The sequence below is a fragment of the Achromobacter sp. 1011791174 genome (assembly GCF_059760925.1).
On sequence record NZ_JCBANH010000079.1, the window covers coordinates 15,422 to 31,152 of the forward strand.

General features: G+C 71.2%; 15 protein-coding genes. 5 read left to right on the plus strand and 10 right to left on the minus strand.

Going from position 1 to position 15,731, the window contains the following annotated elements; genetic code table 11:
- The first annotated feature begins 10 nt into the window (after positions 1 to 10).
- The 4 genes from AC6LJ5_RS22710 to AC6LJ5_RS22725 all read left to right on the plus strand — a co-directional run bounded on the left by AC6LJ5_RS22710 (position 11) and on the right by AC6LJ5_RS22725 (position 3,286).
- Positions 11 to 913 (plus strand): heme/hemin ABC transporter substrate-binding protein, encoded by a 903-nt coding sequence (locus tag AC6LJ5_RS22710; RefSeq protein WP_369869803.1) that lies wholly within the window; start codon positions 11 to 13, stop codon positions 911 to 913.
- Positions 897 to 1,895 carry a FecCD family ABC transporter permease gene (locus AC6LJ5_RS22715; protein ID WP_498141695.1) on the plus strand — a complete coding sequence of 333 codons (999 nt, stop codon included), beginning with the start codon at positions 897 to 899 and terminating at the stop codon, positions 1,893 to 1,895. Before AC6LJ5_RS22710 ends, AC6LJ5_RS22715 begins: the two co-directional genes overlap by 17 nt.
- Positions 1,892 to 2,680 (plus strand): heme ABC transporter ATP-binding protein, encoded by a 789-nt coding sequence (locus tag AC6LJ5_RS22720; protein ID WP_498141696.1) that lies wholly within the window; start codon positions 1,892 to 1,894, stop codon positions 2,678 to 2,680. The genes AC6LJ5_RS22715 and AC6LJ5_RS22720 overlap by 4 nt, the downstream gene beginning before the upstream one ends.
- Before the next feature lie 123 nt (positions 2,681 to 2,803).
- Positions 2,804 to 3,286, plus strand: coding sequence for a YajQ family cyclic di-GMP-binding protein (locus AC6LJ5_RS22725; protein WP_103275948.1), 483 nt, complete (start codon positions 2,804 to 2,806; stop codon positions 3,284 to 3,286).
- A 69-nt stretch (positions 3,287 to 3,355) separates the two neighbouring features.
- On the opposite strand, the gene AC6LJ5_RS22730 is transcribed toward AC6LJ5_RS22725, so the two are convergent.
- Positions 3,356 to 4,813, minus strand: coding sequence for an AlkA N-terminal domain-containing protein (locus AC6LJ5_RS22730; protein WP_103275947.1), 1,458 nt, complete (start codon positions 4,811 to 4,813; stop codon positions 3,356 to 3,358).
- A 204-nt stretch (positions 4,814 to 5,017) separates the two neighbouring features.
- Here AC6LJ5_RS22730 and ogt point away from each other — a divergent pair, with 204 nt between their 5' ends.
- A complete protein-coding gene (gene ogt, locus AC6LJ5_RS22735) occupies positions 5,018 to 5,548 on the plus strand; it encodes a methylated-DNA--[protein]-cysteine S-methyltransferase (RefSeq protein ID WP_103276634.1) in 531 nt (176 codons plus the stop codon).
- Between the two features lie 40 nt (positions 5,549 to 5,588).
- On the opposite strand, the gene AC6LJ5_RS22740 is transcribed toward ogt, so the two are convergent.
- The 9 genes from AC6LJ5_RS22740 to urtD all read right to left on the minus strand — a co-directional run bounded on the left by AC6LJ5_RS22740 (position 5,589) and on the right by urtD (position 15,714).
- Complete coding sequence (locus tag AC6LJ5_RS22740; RefSeq protein ID WP_498141697.1) at positions 5,589 to 6,194, minus strand: phosphatase PAP2 family protein; 606 nt, start codon at positions 6,192 to 6,194, stop codon at positions 5,589 to 5,591.
- Positions 6,195 to 6,286: 92 nt separating this feature from the next.
- A complete protein-coding gene (locus AC6LJ5_RS22745) occupies positions 6,287 to 8,200 on the minus strand; it encodes a sensor histidine kinase (protein WP_498141704.1) in 1,914 nt (637 codons plus the stop codon).
- A 47-nt stretch (positions 8,201 to 8,247) separates the two neighbouring features.
- On the minus strand, positions 8,248 to 8,931 hold the full coding sequence (locus AC6LJ5_RS22750) for a response regulator transcription factor (RefSeq protein ID WP_103275944.1): 684 nt from the start codon (positions 8,929 to 8,931) through the stop codon (positions 8,248 to 8,250).
- A gap of 119 nt (positions 8,932 to 9,050) precedes the next feature.
- Positions 9,051 to 9,479 carry an arsenate reductase (glutaredoxin) gene (gene arsC / locus AC6LJ5_RS22755; protein ID WP_498141698.1) on the minus strand — a complete coding sequence of 143 codons (429 nt, stop codon included), beginning with the start codon at positions 9,477 to 9,479 and terminating at the stop codon, positions 9,051 to 9,053.
- A 90-nt stretch (positions 9,480 to 9,569) separates the two neighbouring features.
- On the minus strand, positions 9,570 to 11,105 hold the full coding sequence (locus AC6LJ5_RS22760; RefSeq protein ID WP_498141699.1) for a PepSY domain-containing protein: 1,536 nt from the start codon (positions 11,103 to 11,105) through the stop codon (positions 9,570 to 9,572).
- Between the two features lie 8 nt (positions 11,106 to 11,113).
- Entirely contained in the window at positions 11,114 to 13,321 is a 2,208-nt protein-coding gene (locus AC6LJ5_RS22765; protein ID WP_498141700.1) for a TonB-dependent receptor, read from the minus strand.
- Positions 13,322 to 13,568: 247 nt separating this feature from the next.
- Positions 13,569 to 13,973 (minus strand): DUF2946 family protein, encoded by a 405-nt coding sequence (locus AC6LJ5_RS22770; RefSeq protein ID WP_103275940.1) that lies wholly within the window; start codon positions 13,971 to 13,973, stop codon positions 13,569 to 13,571.
- A 140-nt stretch (positions 13,974 to 14,113) separates the two neighbouring features.
- Entirely contained in the window at positions 14,114 to 14,812 is a 699-nt protein-coding gene (gene urtE, locus AC6LJ5_RS22775; RefSeq protein ID WP_498141701.1) for an urea ABC transporter ATP-binding subunit UrtE, read from the minus strand.
- Between the two features lie 62 nt (positions 14,813 to 14,874).
- Complete coding sequence (urtD, locus tag AC6LJ5_RS22780; RefSeq protein WP_498141702.1) at positions 14,875 to 15,714, minus strand: urea ABC transporter ATP-binding protein UrtD; 840 nt, start codon at positions 15,712 to 15,714, stop codon at positions 14,875 to 14,877.
- Between the last annotated feature and the right edge of the window lie 17 nt (positions 15,715 to 15,731).

Here is a 15,731-nt window from a genome sequence, read left to right on the forward strand (position 1 = left end):
CATGCCGATGATGCGCAAGACTCCGATGCCTCGCCCCTTCTCCGGATGGTTCGCCCGCGTGCGTTCGCCGCGCCGGCTGCCTGCGCGCCTGTCCGCCGTCGCGGCGGCCTGGCTGGCCGGGCTATGCGTGGCCCAGGCCGCGCCCGAGCGCGTGGTCACGCTGGGCGGCAGCGTCACCGAGATCGTGTACGGACTGGGCCAGGGCGCGCGGCTGGTCGGCGACGACCAATCCAGCCTGTATCCGCCCGAAGCCCGCCGGCTGCCCAGCGTGGGCTACTACCGCGCCGTGCCGGTCGAGGGCGTGCTGTCGCTCAAGCCGGATCTGGTGCTGGCTTCGGAGCAGGCCGGTCCGCCGGACGCACTCAAGCGCCTGGGCGAGGTCGGCGTGCGCGTGGTGACGGTGCCCGACCAGCCTTCGGTCGATTCGCTCAAGGCGCGCATCCGCGCCGTGGCCGAGGCGCTGGATGCGCGGCCGGCCGGCGAGCGCATGATCGAGGATCTGGGCCGCGAGCTGGCCCGCGCCGAGGCGCTGCCCGGCAGGCCCGCGCGCGCCATGCTGCTGATCAATCGTGGCGGCGCGCCGCAGGCGGCGGGGCGCGACACCGCGGCCAGCCAGCTCATGGCGCTGGCCGGTCTGGTCAACGTGATGCAAGGCCAGCAGGGCTACAAGCCGCTGTCGGCCGAGGCCGTGGGCGCGCTGGCGCCCGACGTGCTGATCGTGACCAGCATGTCGGTCGAGGCCAGCGGCGGGCTGGACGCGCTCCTGGGCCTGCCCGGCCTGGCCTCGACCGAGGCGGCGGCGAAGCGGCGCGTGGTGGTCATGGACGACCTGCTGCTGCTGGGGCTGGGACCGCGCCTGCCGCAGGCGCTGACGCAGCTCAAGCAAGAGGTGGCGAATGTCATGGCGCGCTAGCGCGCCGCGCTCGGTGGCGCTGATCTGTCTGGCGCTGGCGATCGCCGTGCTGGCCGCCAGCGCCAGCGGGGCCGTGTCCATTCCGCTGCGCGCGCTGCCGGCGCTGCTCTGGGGCGAGCCCGCGCCCGATCAGGTGCTGTGGCGCAATGTGTTGATCGACATCCGCCTGCCGCGCGTGCTGTTCGCCGTGGTGGCGGGTGCGGGCTTGGCCGTTTCGGGGGCGGCCATGCAGGCGCTGTTCCGCAATCCGCTGGCCGAGCCGGGCCTGATCGGCATCACCGCCGGCGGCGCGCTGGGCGCGGTCGGCGCCATCGTGCTGACGGCCGGCGGCTTCTGGATCACCGCGCCGGCGGCCTTCGCCGGCAGCCTGCTGGCCACGTTGTGCGCCTATGCGGTGGGCCGGCGCGTGCCGGGCGTGGCGGGCCTGCTGCTGGCCGGCGTGGCCATCACGGCGGTCGCCTTCAGCCTGATCGGGCTGCTGACTTTCATGGCCAACGACGCCCAGCTGCGCGACCTGACCTTCTGGAACATGGGCAGCCTGGCGCGCGCCAACTGGACGCTGCTGGCCTTCCTGGGCCCCTGGGTGGCGCTGCTGTCGGCCTGGATGATGACGCAGTGGCGCGCCATGAACGCGCTGCTGCTGGGCGAGCGCGAGGCCCAGCACCTGGGCTACGCGCTCAAGCCGCTGCGCGTGCGCCTGGTGCTGGCCAGCGCGCTCATCATCGGCCCGCTGGTCGCCGTGACCGGCAGCATCGTCTTCGTGGGGCTGGTGGTGCCGCACCTGGCGCGCATGACGCTGGGCGCCAACCACCGCTGGCTGTTGCCGGCCAGCGTGGCGGGCGGCGGTCTGGCCCTGGTGCTGGCTGACTGGGCCTCGCGCGTGGCGTTGACGCCGGCCGAATTGCCCATCGGGCTGATCACGGGACTGGTCGGCGGCCCCTTCTTCCTGTGGCTGCTGGCGCGGAGCAGGAGGGTCGGATGACGCTGGCCGCGGAAAACGTCATCCTGTCGCGCGGCGGCGCGCGCGTGCTGGACCGCGTGTCGCTGGCGCTGGGGCCGGGCGAAGTGGTGGGCCTGCTGGGCGCCAACGGCGCCGGCAAGTCGACGCTGCTGGGCGCGCTGGCCGCCGAGTTGCGCGCCGGCGAGGGCGCGTTGCGCCTGGACGGGGAGGATCTGTCCGGCATGGCGCCCGCGCGGCTGGCGCGCCGGCGCGCCGTGCTGCCGCAGAAACCGGGGCTGGGCTTCGACCTGGGCGTGGCCGAGGTGGTGGCGATGGGCGCCTACCCCTTTCCCGAGCTGCCGCCCGCGGCCGTGGAGGCGCTGGTGGACAGGACGCTGGCGCTGGCCGACGCCACCCATCTGCGCGCGCGCCGTTATCCCGAACTGTCGGGCGGTGAGCAGCAGCGCGTGCAGTTCGCGCGCGTGCTGACCCAGTGCCTGGCGGCGCGCGTCGAGGGCGAGGCGCGCTACCTGCTGCTGGACGAGCCGACCGCCAGTCTGGATCCCAGGCATCAGGGCGAGCTGCTGCGCGTGGCGGCGGACCTGGCGCGCGACGAGCGCGTGGGCGTGCTGGTGATCCTGCACGACATGAACCTGGCCGCGCGCTGGTGCGACCGGCTGCTGCTGCTCGGCGGTGGACGCGCCATCGCGTCCGGACCGCCGTCGCAGGTACTGACGCCGGCCAGCCTGCACCTGGCCTATGGCATCGCCGCCCAGGTGGTGCCGCATCCGCTGGCGCCGGGCCGGGTGCTGGTGCTGACCGCCTGAGGGGCGGCGGCGCGGTTCCGTTCCGGGGCCGCGCCGCCGGTAGAATAGGGGTTTCGGGCCGGCCGCCGGGCGGCTGGCCCAGGCATTTTCCCTTCATCTCTCTACCCACAGGATTTTCGCGTCATGCCTAGTTTCGACGTCGTCTCCGAAGTCGACAAACACGAACTGACCAACGCCATCGATCAGGCCAACCGCGAGCTGGCCACCCGTTTCGATTTCAAGGGAACGGACGCCAAGTTCGAACTGGAAGGCTTTGTCGTGACTCAGGTGGCGTCCAGCGCCTTCCAGCTCAAGCAGATGCTGGACATCTTGCGCGGCCGGCTGTCGGCGCGCGGCATCGACGTGCGCTGTCTGGATGTGGCCGATCCGCTGGAGAACCTGGGCGGCGCGCGCCAGAAGGTCACCATCAAGCAGGGCATCGAACAGCCCGTGGCCAAGAAACTCATCGCCGCCATCAAGGCCGCCAAGCTCAAGGTCGAATCGCAGATCAACGGCGACAAGCTGCGCATCACCGGCAAGAAGCGCGATGACCTGCAGACCGCGATCGCGCTGCTGAAGAAGACCGACGTCGACCTGCCGCTGCAGTTCGAGAATTTCCGCGACTGAGACCCGGGCTTCGGGCCGCGTCCACGCGGCCCGGCGGCATGCGTTCCGGGCATTGCGGGGAGGCCGGCCTCAGCCCGCCGCGCCCTGCGCCCAAAGCTGCTGGGCCGCGTAGGCCCGCCAGGGCCGCCATGCGGCCGAGCGCTCCAGCAGTTCCGCCGCCGTATAGCTGCGCGATTCCAGCGCTTCCAGCGCCCGGATCAGGCCGATGTCGGCCGCCGGGAACGCGTCCGGCTCGCGCAGCAGGCGCAGCGCGATGTACTGCGCCGTCCATTCCCCGACTCCCCAGATTTCCCGCAGGCGCCTGACCGAGACGTCCAGGTCGTTGCCAGCCTCGAACAGCGTCGGGTCCGCCAGCGCCGCCGAGGCCACGGCCGACAGCGTGCGCGCGCGGCTGCGCGGCATGCCCAGCGGCGCCAGGTCGGCGGCCGCGATGGCGGCCGGCTCCGGGAATACATGCGTCAGGCCGTCCTGCGGCCGCGCCAGCGGCGCGCCATGCGCCGCCACCAGCTTGCCGCCCAGGCGGATCGCGGCGACCACGGTGATCTGCTGGCCCAGCACGGCGCGCATCGCCAGTTCGAAGCCATCCCAGGCGCCGGGGATGCGCAAGCCGGGCCGGGCCGCCGTCAGCGCCGCCAGCACCGGGTCATGCGACAGCTGCGCCGCGATGGCGGCCGGATCGCTGTCCAGGTCGAATTGCCGCCGCAGGCGGGCGATGATCACGGGCAGGGATGGCAGCCGGGGAAAGCGCACGGTGGCCAGCAGCGCGTCGCCCTTGCCGGGTTCCACCGCCACCGTGCCCTGCGCGCCGTCCAGGCTGATGCTGCGCGTGTAGCGGCGTCCCTGCACCTGTTCGATGCCGGCGATGGCGCGCAGCCGCAGGAAGTCCAGCATCGCGTCCCAATCGTAGGGCGGTCGATAGCGCAGCAGCAGCCGGATCTCGCCCTCGGGTCCGGCCGGTACGTCCGGCTGCGAGGAACGGCGCAAGGCGCCGGGCGGGCGGTCGAACAGCTGCTGGAAGCGCTCGTTGAAGCGGCGGATGCTGCCAAAGCCCGAGGCGAACGCGATCTCGGCCATGGGCAGGCGCGTCTCGTGGATCAGTTGCTTGGCCAGCAGCACGCGGCGGGTCTGGGCGACGGCGACGGGAGAGGCGCCCAGGTGCTCGCGGAACTGCCGCCGCAGCTGGCGCGCGCCGACGCCGGTCCGGGCGGCCAGCGCATCCAGGTCGCCGTCGTCCAGCGCGCCCAGCTCGATCAGCTGCAACGCGCGCGCCACGCTGGCGGGCAGCCCCGGCGCGGGGCCGGCGGCGGGCGCGATTTCCGGGCGGCAGCGCAGGCAGGGATGGAAGCCGGCCTCCTGCGCGGCCGCGGCCGTGGCGTAGAAGACGACATTGCGCGACAGCGGCGTGCGCGCCGGACAGACCGGGCGGCAATAGATGCGCGTGGTCTTGACCGCGGTGAAGAAGCGTCCATCGTAGCGGGCGTCGCGCACGCGGATGGCGCTGTAGCAGGCGTCGTGATCGAGATTCATGCGGCCATGCTAACGCCGGTCCGGGATGGCGTTCTAGCGGTTTTCGGACCGTGTTGTCCGGCCGACACTGATGTCCGAAAACCGCGAGCAGGAGTCCGGCGCGGACCCTATATTCTGTTGCGAATGCCTGTCCTGGCCGCGCGGTCGCGCCGCCTGTCGCCGGCGATTCGGTCCTTGTTCCTTTCCGCTATGGAAGTCCGCGCCATGTCCGCCCATCTTTTTTTCGAAGAACGCCTGAAGACGCCCATCGGCGTGATGTTGGTGCTGACCGACGCGCAAGGACGGCTGCGCGCCGTCGATTGGGACGACTATGAAAGCCGCATGCACAAACTGTTGGGGCGGCAGTATGGCAAGGAAGCGGTCGCCTTGCGGCCGGCGACGGCGGCCTCCGAGGCGGGCCGCTGCCTGGAAGCGTATTTCGACGGTCGGATCGATGCCATCGACGCCGTGGAGGTGGCCATGGGCGGCACCGTGTTCCAGCGTGAGGTATGGGCGGCGTTGCGCGGCATTCCGGCGGGCAGCCATCTCAACTATGGCCGGCTCGCCGAGCGCATCGGCCGGCCCGAGGCGGTGCGCGCCGTGGGCGCCGCCAACGGCGCGAATCCGATCGGCATCGTGGTGCCATGCCATCGTGTGATCGGCGCCAACGCCGCGCTTACCGGCTACGGTGGCGGCTTGCACCGCAAGCGCTGGCTGCTGGAGCACGAAGGCGCGGCGGGTTTCGCGCCGGCCTGAGGACGGCGCGAGGAACGGTCCCGGGATCGTTCCGGCGCCCCTAGGCGCGGATCCAGCCGCGCGCGATCGGCAGGGCCAGCAGCTTGCCGTGCAGCGCCTGGCACGCCGCGGTCACGGGGGTGCCCACGCGCCGCCACACGGGCACCACCAGCGCGGCGGCCAGCGGCGCCAGCAGCAGGCCGCCGGCGATGTCCAGCGGGAAGTGCACGCCCAGGTAGACGCGCGACAGGCCGACCACGGCCGCCAGCGCCAGCGTGGCCCAGCCCCAGCCCGCCCAGCGCCGGTCGAACAGCAGCGTGAAGGCCAGCGTGGCGATGATGATGGTGTGGTTGCTGGGGAAGGAGGAGGTGGCCTTGTGTGCGAAGAAGGCATGGCCCAGGCCGATGGTGAAGGGTCGTGGATGCGGCCACAGCGCTCCGCACAGATAGCTGATGAACAGCGCCACGCCGATGCTGGTCAGCGTCTTGAGCACCAGGCCGCGCTGCGGCTGGCCGCCCCACAGCCAGAGTCCGGCGAGCGCCGCCGGCACCAGCAGGATCAGCCGGTTGGCGATGAACATCCCTGCCTGGATGCGCCAGGCGGGCGAGGCCGGGTCGGCGTTGATCAGAAGAAATAGGGACTGGTTCAGGTGTTCAAGCGTATCCATGACGCGTCATCTTGCTGAAATTTGTGGATGACCGCGATGGTAGTGGGATTTGCCGTCAAAAACCTTGCAAATGTGTGGCTGAGTTCCCGGAATTACGTCTGGATGCGATTTTTCGATACATCTTGCGCCGAAGCCGTCGCCGGGGCCGTCCCGGCGTCTTCCGCCTCCAGGGTCAGGCTGGCGGTCAGGCGCGTGCGGCCGGGCGCGGAATCGATCCGCAAGCTGCCGCCGACCCGGGCGATGCGCGTGGACATGCTGCGCATGCCGACGCTGATGCCGGCCTGGCACACGGCGGCCACGTCGAAGCCCGCGCCGTCGTCCTCGACCATGAGTTCCAGCGCCCGGGGGCCGGGCTGCGCCAGGCGCACCGCGACGCGCCCGGCGCGGCTGTGCTTGATGACGTTGGTCAGTCCTTCCTCGATCAGCCGGGTCAGCGCCAGGCACTGCAAGGCGGAGGGCGGGACGATCCAGGAGGCGGGAACATCCCAGCGGACTTCGATGCCCAGCTCGTCGAACAGCTGCGTGTAGCGGTGGCGCAGCGGCGCGATCCATTCGCGCGGCGTGGCGGGCGGTTTCATGTCGGCGCTGGCGCCGCTGTCTATGGTCTGGCGCAGGTCGTTGCGCAGCAGGTTGAGCATGGACAGGAACTGCCGGTTCTGCAGCGGCGCGCCGGACTGTTCGACCAGGGCCGTCATGCGGACCAGCGAGCCGCCCAATCCGTCGTGCAGGTCGCGCGCGATATCCAGCCGGTCCTGCAGCCGGCTGTGGGCCAGCGCCAGCTCGTGTTCGCGGGCCAGCGTGACGGCCAGCTCATCGCGGGCCCGCTGCACGGATATCTCCAGTTCCTCGTTGAAGCGCTCGATGCGGCGCACGCTGCGCGCGTGGCGCAATCCCTGGACGGCGGACATGCCGATCAGCACCGCGATGCTGGTGTAGGGAATGTAGGACAGGCCGTCTATCCGCTTGAACAGCAGCAGCAGGTCGTGCACGGCAGCGCCCAGGAATACCAGCAGGCAGGCGGCCAGCAACTGCTGTTCGCGGTCGCGGCCGCGCAGGGCCTGGATGGAGAAGTGCAGGCAGTTCAGGCAGAACAGCGTCGTCAGGGCCATCACGATGACGAATTGCGCCGAGGGCTGGACGTCGTCGGGCACGAAGGCCAGCGCCGCCAGCGACAGCGCCACGCCCACCCACATGACTTTTTCCAGCCGAGGTCGGTAGCGGCCGGCGAAGCGCCAGGTGAACATGCAGAAGCAGGCGATGTGCAGCGTCAGCGCCATGGCGTTGGCGCGCGCGGCGGCCAGCGTGGTGGCGAAGGGCCAGGGGCTGGTGGCCACGATGTTGGCCGCGAACAGCACCCAGAACAACGCGGTCAGCGCATACCAGCCATGGCTGGATTGTTGAGGACGCAGGATCCACAGGCTGAAGAAGAACAGGCCCAGCGCCGCCGAGATGGTCAGGTTGACATGGAACAGCGTGCGGTTGCGCCACACGCGCTGCTCGTGCCCGCGTTCGATGGCCTCGGGCTCGCCCAGGTACACCGGCCCCAGCCCCGGATGCTGGCCGGCGACGCCGGCCACGCGCACCCAGATGGTGTTGACGCCGTCGCGCATCGCGGATTCGGGCAGGCGCCAGTAGCGCGGCATGTTCCAGCTGCGCGACAGCGGCTCGGACTGGCTGGCGTCGCGCCACAGCAGGTCGTCGTTGGCGTAGACCTCGCCGGCCATGATGATGGATTCGAGCGCCAGCGCGGCCGGAGCGCGGCTCGCGCCGTCACAGCGCCAGTCGATCCGGTACCAGGCCTTGCCGGTATGGCCGGGCCAGCGCGCGCTCCAATCGTCGGGCAGCGTGACCGGCCGCCAGGCCGGGCCGTCGGCGGGCCGCGCGCCATCCGGCAGGGCCTGGGCGATGCGGACGTCCAGGATCCGCGCGGCGCAGTCGCCGGCGGCATCGGCCGTCGCCGCCCGCGCGCCGCCGCACAGGAGCAGCAGCGCCAGCAGGCCGAGCATCGCGGCCAGCGCCTGTCCGGCGCGCCGCGCCACCGGCGTCGGCCGCGTCAATCGAGCAGGCCGCGCGAGCGCGCCGCGTGGATGGCCCGGGTGCGCGAGGACACCGCCAGCTTGCGGTAGATGTGCTTGATGTGGCATTCGACGGTGTAGCGGGACAGATGCAGCTGGTCGGCGATCTCCCGGTTGCCCAACCCTTCGGCCACCAGGCGCAGGATCTGGTCTTCGCGCGGGCTGAGCGTTTCGCCGGGCGGCGGGCTGGCGGGCTGCGCGGGCGCGGGGCGCAGCTCCGCGATGATGCGGCGGGCGACGAAGGGATCGATCGGCGCGCCGCCGCGCAGCACGCTGCGCAGCGAGATCAGCACTTCCAGGTCGTCGCGTTCCTTCAGCAGGTAGCCGGTGGCGCCGGCGCGCAGCGCCGCCAGAATGGCGTCCTCGGTGCTCCAGGCCGAGATGACCAGGATGCCCAGCGCCGGATCGGCCGCGCGCAGCTCGGCGATCAGCTCGATGCCGTTGCCGTCGGGCAGGCCCAGGTCCACCAGCGCCAGCGCGACGGGCGCGTCGGCCAGCCGGCCGCGGGCCTCGGCCAGCGAGCCGGCGAACAGCAGCGCGTCGGCGGGATAGCCCAGCTGGTGCAGCAGCCGTTCCAGCCGGGCGCGGACCAGCGGTTCGTCTTCCACCACCAGCACCGGGGCGGGCAGGGCGAGCGCGGGAACGGGCGGCAGATCGGTCATGGTGGCGGGCCAGGTGGGAGCGGGCGAAATTGCCCGCTTGGGATTGTGCTGATCCCGGCCGTCGGCGGCTATCCCTGAAAGTGGGTATTGGATGTGGCCGCTCGCCGCGCCGGGCGCGTTCACTTCTGGATGCGCTTGCCCTGCGCGTCGATCACGGCCTCGCCGTCTTCCTTGGTGAAGGCGCCTTGCTGCGGCGCCGGCAGGATGTCCAGTACCAGCTCCGACGGGCGGCACAGCCGCGCGCCCAGCGGCGTGCTGACGAAGGGGCGGTTCAGCAGGATGGGATGGGCCTCGATGGCGTCCAGCAGGGCTTCGTCGTCCAGGGCCGAGTTGTCCAGGCCCAGCTCGGCATAGGGCGTGCCCTTTTCGCGCAGCGCGTCGCGCACGCTGACGCCGGCGCGCTTGAACAGCGCCTTCAGTTGCGCGCGCGAGGGCGGGGTTTCCAGGTACAGCACGACCTGCGGCTCGATGCCGGCGTTGCGGATCATGGCCAGGGTGTTGCGGGAGGTGCCGCACTTGGGGTTGTGATAGATGATGACGTCGGACATGGGCTGCTCCTTGGGCCTAGCGGGGTCGAGGCTGGGAGCATAGTGCATCCCGCGCCGCGTTCCCAGGCCGCGCCCGGCCCGCCGCCGGGTTCAGTGCCGCAACTTCTTCCCCAGCCGGCGCCAGCCGATCACCACGCCGGTCAGGCTGAGCGCGGCCCCGCCCAGGCTCAGGAAGATCAGCAGCGCGTCCCACAGTGGGCGGCGCGCCAGCAGGCCGGTCCAGTCCCAGCTGTGCAGGAAGGCGAACAGCCAGCGGCTGGCGCGGTTGGCGCGATCCTGCCGGCTGATGAGCTGTCCGGTGGCCGGATCCAGGTAGACCCAGCTGGCCTCGGGGTTGTCATAGACCAGCCGCCAGGCCGGCAGCGGCTTTTCCACATGGCCCAGCATGGCGTGCTCGTCGCGCGCGTAGTAGTAGAAGTCGTAGCGCTCCAGCGTCTGCACCTCGGCCAGCCGGGCGCCCGGCAGCAGCGTGGCGGCCGCGGCGCGCAGCACGGCGGGGTCGAGCGCGGCGGGGCGCGCTTCCCACGCCGACAGCAGCAGCGGCGCGCCGGCCGCCATGCGCGCCTGAACCAGGCTCTGCCCGGCCGCGCGCGTCCAGCTCAGTTCCCGGGGCGCGGCGGGCAAGGCCGCGATCAGCGCGGCGGGCGCGGCCAGCGTGGCGGCGGGCGCGGGCGGGCCCTCATAGGCCGCCTGCGCCAGCGGGGCGGCGCTGCTGGCGAAGAGTTTCCAGGGGTTCATCGACATCAGCCCGCTGAAGATCCAGGTGATGGTGACGACGGCGAACAGCAGGCCGCTCAGATGATGCCAGCGCATCATGTTCTCGCGGTACGGCGAGCGGCTGCCGCTGGCATAGGGGCGGGAGAAACGCCAGCGCATCAGGCCCACCACGGTGCCGGTGAGCGCCAGCGTCACGCCCGCCACCGACAGCCACACCACGATGTCGTGCCACCAGCGGTCCAGCGCGTTGCCTCGGAATGGATAGAGCCAGTGGATCCAGGCGCCCACGTAGTTCCAGGCGCGTTCGGCGCGGGTGGCGTCCAGCACCACGGCGCCGGTGGCCGAGGAGATGTAGAGCCGGGTGTGGTCCGGATCGGCCGCGTCGACGCGGTGCAGCGGCCGGTGCGGATCCAGCGCGCGCGAGTGCGTGTAGACGTCCTCGTCCACCGCGCCCGCGTACCGCACCGGGTAGGCCCCGCCGAACCAGGCCGAGGCCGTGGCGGCGGCCACCCGCTCGTCCGCCACGGGCAACAGCGCGCCGCTGGCGGCGTCCACCGCCTTGGGCGCCGCGCGCCGGCCGCCGCCGGCCATATACACGGCCTGGCCGGCGCGGCTGGCCGACAGGCTCAGGGCGGCGCCGTCTTCCAGCCCGGCCGCCGCCAGCGCCTGCGCCGGCGTCACCGTGACGCCGGCGGGATCCAGCGGCGCCAGGTGCCCCAGGCGCTCGGCGGGCGTGAGCTTGGGATAGCCCACGTACATCATGACCACGCCGGAGATGAACCACATGGCGAAGAACAGGCACAGCGTGATGCCGGCCCAGCGGTGCAGCAGGTAGAGCCAGCGCTTGGCGCGGGCGGCCAGCGACGGTCCGGTCGCGGCGCGCGGTCGGGTCTGGGGCAGGGCGCTCATGGCGGTCCTCAGTAGCGCGCTTGCAGCGTCAGTTCGAACGAGCGCGGCGCGCCCAGGTAGAACATGCCGGCGCTGCTGACGTTGGCCGCGTAGACCTTGTCGGTCAGGTTGCGCACGCGGGCGGTCACGGTGAGGTTCCGGTCGATGCGGTGCGAGACGGCGGCGTCGAACACCATGTAGGCCGGCGCCCAGGTGGTGTTGGCGGCGTCGGCGTAGGTCTTGCCCACATAGCGCGCGGCGGCGCTGGCGGTCCAGTCGGGCAGGAAGGCGTAGTCGACCCAGACATTGGCGATGCGGCGCGGCGTGTTGGTCGGCACCTTGCCGTTGCGCGACACCGCCACGCCGTTGACGGTCTGCGAGAAGTCGTCGTAGCGCGGCGCGACGAAGGCTATGTTGGCCTGCAGCGTCACCTGCCTGCTCAGCCGCAGGCCGCTTGCCAGCTCCAGGCCGCGCGAGGACTGCTCGCCCACCGGCAGGCTGACGCCGGGGTTGTTGGCGTCGGGCGTCGAGATGTTCTTGCGCCGGATGTCGTACAGCGCCACCGTGGCCGAGCCGCGGCCGTCCCAGAAATCGAACTTGCCGCCGACCTCGGCCTGGCGACCAGTGGTCAGCTTGTCGTTGTACAGCACGTCGGCGAACGAGGCCGTGGCCATCAGGCCGGACGGGGGATCGGCGGCGGTGGCGTATTGCGCGTACAGCGAGGCTTCCGGGCTGAGCTGCCAGTTCAGGCCGAGCCGGCCGGTCAGCGGCGAATACGAGCGCGAGGCGCTGGCCGGCGAGCTGGCGGTGACGGCGCGGCGGTTGGTCAGATCCACGTCGATGAAGTCCTTGCGCAGCGCCGAGACCAGCGACAGACCGGGCAGCACCTCGGTACGGTTCTCCAGCGTGAAGGCCAGCGTGCGGATGCGGTTGTCGCGGTCGGCGACGTGGCCGCGCTTCATGCCGGGGATGTCGTAGAAATCTCCCGGCGAGAAGTCGTAGGGATCGATGGCGTCCACCTGGCCGGGCAGGCTGGTCGGATAGCGGGTCTGCTTGTTGACGCTGTAGTCCGCGCCGAAGGACCAGTCGCTGGGCAGGCCGGCCAGGGTCGAGCGGTACAGGCCCTCGACCCGGTTGCCGATCAGACGCTGCTCGTGCCGCTGCAGCAGCGCGCCCGAGCGCAGCACCTGGGTGTTGCCGGCGTTGAAGCGATAGGTCTCCAGGTTGCGGAAGTCGCGGTCGGCGCGGTAGTAGTACAGCGTGTTCTTGAACGTCAGCGCGGGGCTGGCGCGCCATTCGGTGATCGAGCGCGCCCACAGCACCGACTGCTCGTAGAGGCCGTCGTTGACGTTGTAGTTCTTGTAGCGGGTGCCGTCCTCGATGTGGCCCTCGCCGCTGACCACGCCGTTGGCGCCGGTCTTGAGCGGCGTGCCCCAGTAGGGGCGGTCGACTTTTTCGCGCTGGTATTCGAAGGCCCAGGTCTGGGTCACGTCGCTGCCCAGGTCTGACAGCAGCGAGAGCGCGAGCTGGCTGGCGCGGGAGTGGTTGCCGTCGACCCAGCCCTGGCTGGAGCCGGTGTTCGCGTCCAGCCGCAGGTAGTGGCCGCGGCCGCCGGGCTCGCCGGCCAGCTGCTGGTTCAGGCCGACGGAATATTGCCGCGAGTTGAAGGAGCCGAGACGGAAGCGGCCTTCGTAGAACGTGTCGCGTTCCGGCAGCTTGGTCACGTAGTTGATGGCGCCGCCCACGGCGCCGGCGCCGAACAGGAAGGTGGATGGACCGCCGATGGCCTCGACACGGTCGTAGATCCAGCTGTCGATGGGGCGGGCGGCGATGGCGTCGTACTGCACCGAGATGCCGTTGAACAGCTGCGAGATCTGGCTGCCGCTGAAGCCGCGGTAGCTGACGGCGCCGGCCATGCCGGGCGGCGAGGCGTTGTCCACGCCGGGGATGCCGCGCGCGATGTCCTGGGTGTTGGCGGCGCCGCGCGCCTCGATCTGCTCGCGCGAGATCACGGTGACGGACGCGGGCGTTTCGCGCAGCGTCAGCCCCAGGCGGCTGCCGGTGCCGTCGCGGGCGTCCAGGTTGATGCGGCCATTGGGCGGCGTCTCGGCGGCGGCGTCGCCGTAGACGACGGTGGGCGCCAGCGTTTCCACCGACGGATCGGCGCTGAGCGCCAGGGCGGGGGCCGTGGGCGCGAGCGCGGCCAGCAGCAGGAGGTAAGCGTATGCAGGTTTCATGATCGGATGCCGCGCGCTCGCGCCGCCGGGGGGCGGCAGCCGCGCGATGTGTCGCGGACGGGTAGGGCAAGCCAGGACTGCGGACCCGTCGCCGCCCGGCGTTCCAGGCGGACCGGACGCGCAAGCACGCGGGCGGACCGGCCACGGAAGGGCGGATCGATCGGGAGCGGAAGGGGCGGTCGGCGGGGAGCCGTCAGGCGCGGTTCACGCGCATGGGCGCGCGGCGCGGTGCATCAGGCGTGGCCGGTCAGGCGGCCGGCGGGGCGCGCGGCTGGGCCGCGCTCCAGGCATGCAGCGGCCGGGCCGACTGGTAGTAGAGCGGGGGATAGCTGACCTTGCGGGCCAGGGAGGCTGGCAGCAGCAGCGGCGCCGGATCGGGCAGGATGCCGATATCGGCTTGCTGGTTGCGGCAGAACGGGCAATGCTGGCTGCCTTCGTGCGCATCGTGTTGCGGCGACTGGCCGCTGTCGTCCGCGCGCACGTCGATCTGAACCAGGCCCGCGCCGTCGGGGGCGCAATACTCCACCGACACGCGCTGCGCCGGGTGCGCCGGGCTGAATGCGCGCGCCAGCGACGGGACCAGCGACGCCCACAGGATCACGGCGAGCGCGATCCATATGGCGGGTCGGGTCAGGAAGGAGGCGGAGCACATGAGCGCGGATTATATCGGAGCAGATCCGCGCGCAGGCCTAATTTCAAGCAATGATCAAAGATCCCGCCGACAGGGAAATCGGTTCCGGAAGGCTCCCCCGGACGCCGGCGCGCACGGCATGCGCCGGCGTGGTTCTTTACCTAGACCGACAGATGCCGGCGCACGTCCTCGCCGTCCATGGTTTCGCGGCCGCCGCTGGCCACGACCTCGCCGCGCGACAGCACCACGTAGCGGTCGGCCAGCTCGCGGGCGAAGTCGAAGTACTGCTCGCACAACAGGATGCCGATGTCGCCGCGCTGGCGCAGCATGCGGATGACGCGTCCGATGTCCTTGATGATGGACGGCTGTATCCCTTCGGTGGGTTCGTCCAGGATGATGAGGCGGGGCTCGGCCACCAGCGCCCGCGCGATCGCCAGCTGTTGCTGCTGTCCGCCCGACAGATCGCCGCCGCGCCGCGACAGCATGCCGCGCAGCACGGGGAACAGCGCGAACACTTCCTCCTTGATGCGCCGCGCGCGCGCGGCCGGCTTGGTCGCCATGCCCATCAGGATGTTCTCTTCTACCGTCAGCCGCGCGAAGATGTCGCGCCCCTGCGGCACATAGGCCATGCCGCGCGCGGCGCGCTGGTGCGGCGCCAGCCGCGTGATGTCGGCGCCGTCCAGCGACACGCCGCCGCGCGCCACCGGCAGCACGCCCATCAGGCACTTGAGCAGCGTGGTCTTGCCCACGCCATTGCGTCCCAGCAGCGCCAGGCACTCGCCCTGGCGCACCGACAGCGACACGCCGCGCAGCGTGTGGCTGCCGCCATAGTATTGATCGATTCCGTTCGCATCCAGCATGTCTTTCTCCGTGGCGTCGCGGCTAGGGGGATTTCGTGCGGGCGTATCCGTGGGACGGCACGCTAGCGCCCTAGATACACTTCGATCACGCGGGGGTCGGCCTGTACCTTGGCCATCGGCCCCTCGGCCAGCACCGCGCCCTCGTGCAGCACCGTGACCTTGCCGTCGCCGGCGATCTGGTTGACGAAGTCCATGTCGTGCTCCACCACCATCAGCGAATGACGGCCGCGCAGCGCATTGAGCAGCTCGCCGGTGCGTTCGGTTTCGGCGTCGGTCATGCCGGCCACCGGCTCGTCCAGCAGCAGGAGCTTTGGTTCCTGCATCAGCAGCATGCCGATCTCCAGCCATTGCTTCTGGCCGTGCGACAGCAGGCCGGCCTCGCGGAACGCCTCGGGCCGCAGGCGCACCAGGTCCAGCGTTTCGCCGATGCGGTCGGCCTGCGCGCCGCTCAGTCGCGCGAACAGTGTGGGGCGCACGCGCTTGTCGGCGCGCATGGCCAGCTCCAGGTTCTCGAACACCGTGTGCTGCTCGAACACCGTGGGCCGCTGGAACTTGCGGCCGATGCCCGCATGCGCGATCTGCGTTTCGCTGAGCGTGGTCAGGTCGATGCTCTGGCCGAAGTAGGCGCTGCCGGACGCGGGCCGGGTCTTGCCGGTGATCACGTCCATCATGGTGGTCTTGCCGGCGCCGTTGGGACCGATGATGCAGCGCAGTTCGCCCACGCCGATGTCCAGCGTCAGGCCGTTGAGCGCCTTGAAACCGTCGAAGCTGACCGTGACGTCTTCCAGGTACAGGATGGCGCCGTGGGTGGTGTCCAGTCCCTTGGCGCTGACGCGGCCGTAGCCGGCTTCGCCGCTGGGGCCGCCGTCCAGCGGATCGGATGCGGGGTGGGGGGTATTCATGCCTTGGGCTCCTGGAC

Bases quoted from the DNA above. Each gene is read 5' to 3' on its own strand.
- urtE (WP_498141701.1), bottom strand. From the start codon at position 14,812: ATGCTGGATGCGAACGGAATCGATCAATACTATGGCGGCAGCCACACG.
- arsC (WP_498141698.1), bottom strand. From the start codon at position 9,479: ATGTCCGACGTCATCATCTATCACAACCCCAAGTGCGGCACCTCCCGC.
- AC6LJ5_RS22720 (WP_498141696.1), top strand. From the start codon at position 1,892: ATGACGCTGGCCGCGGAAAACGTCATCCTGTCGCGCGGCGGCGCGCGC.
- AC6LJ5_RS22760 (WP_498141699.1), bottom strand. From the start codon at position 11,105: ATGAGCGCCCTGCCCCAGACCCGACCGCGCGCCGCGACCGGACCGTCG.
- AC6LJ5_RS22715 (WP_498141695.1), top strand. From the start codon at position 897: ATGTCATGGCGCGCTAGCGCGCCGCGCTCGGTGGCGCTGATCTGTCTG.
- ogt (WP_103276634.1), top strand. From the start codon at position 5,018: ATGTCCGCCCATCTTTTTTTCGAAGAACGCCTGAAGACGCCCATCGGC.
- AC6LJ5_RS22750 (WP_103275944.1), bottom strand. From the start codon at position 8,931: ATGACCGATCTGCCGCCCGTTCCCGCGCTCGCCCTGCCCGCCCCGGTG.
- AC6LJ5_RS22740 (WP_498141697.1), bottom strand. From the start codon at position 6,194: ATGGATACGCTTGAACACCTGAACCAGTCCCTATTTCTTCTGATCAAC.
- AC6LJ5_RS22745 (WP_498141704.1), bottom strand. From the start codon at position 8,200: ATGCTCGGCCTGCTGGCGCTGCTGCTCCTGTGCGGCGGCGCGCGGGCG.
- AC6LJ5_RS22730 (WP_103275947.1), bottom strand. From the start codon at position 4,813: ATGAATCTCGATCACGACGCCTGCTACAGCGCCATCCGCGTGCGCGAC.
- AC6LJ5_RS22725 (WP_103275948.1), top strand. From the start codon at position 2,804: ATGCCTAGTTTCGACGTCGTCTCCGAAGTCGACAAACACGAACTGACC.
- urtD (WP_498141702.1), bottom strand. From the start codon at position 15,714: ATGAATACCCCCCACCCCGCATCCGATCCGCTGGACGGCGGCCCCAGC.
- AC6LJ5_RS22765 (WP_498141700.1), bottom strand. From the start codon at position 13,321: ATGAAACCTGCATACGCTTACCTCCTGCTGCTGGCCGCGCTCGCGCCC.
- AC6LJ5_RS22770 (WP_103275940.1), bottom strand. From the start codon at position 13,973: ATGTGCTCCGCCTCCTTCCTGACCCGACCCGCCATATGGATCGCGCTC.
- AC6LJ5_RS22710 (WP_369869803.1), top strand. From the start codon at position 11: ATGCGCAAGACTCCGATGCCTCGCCCCTTCTCCGGATGGTTCGCCCGC.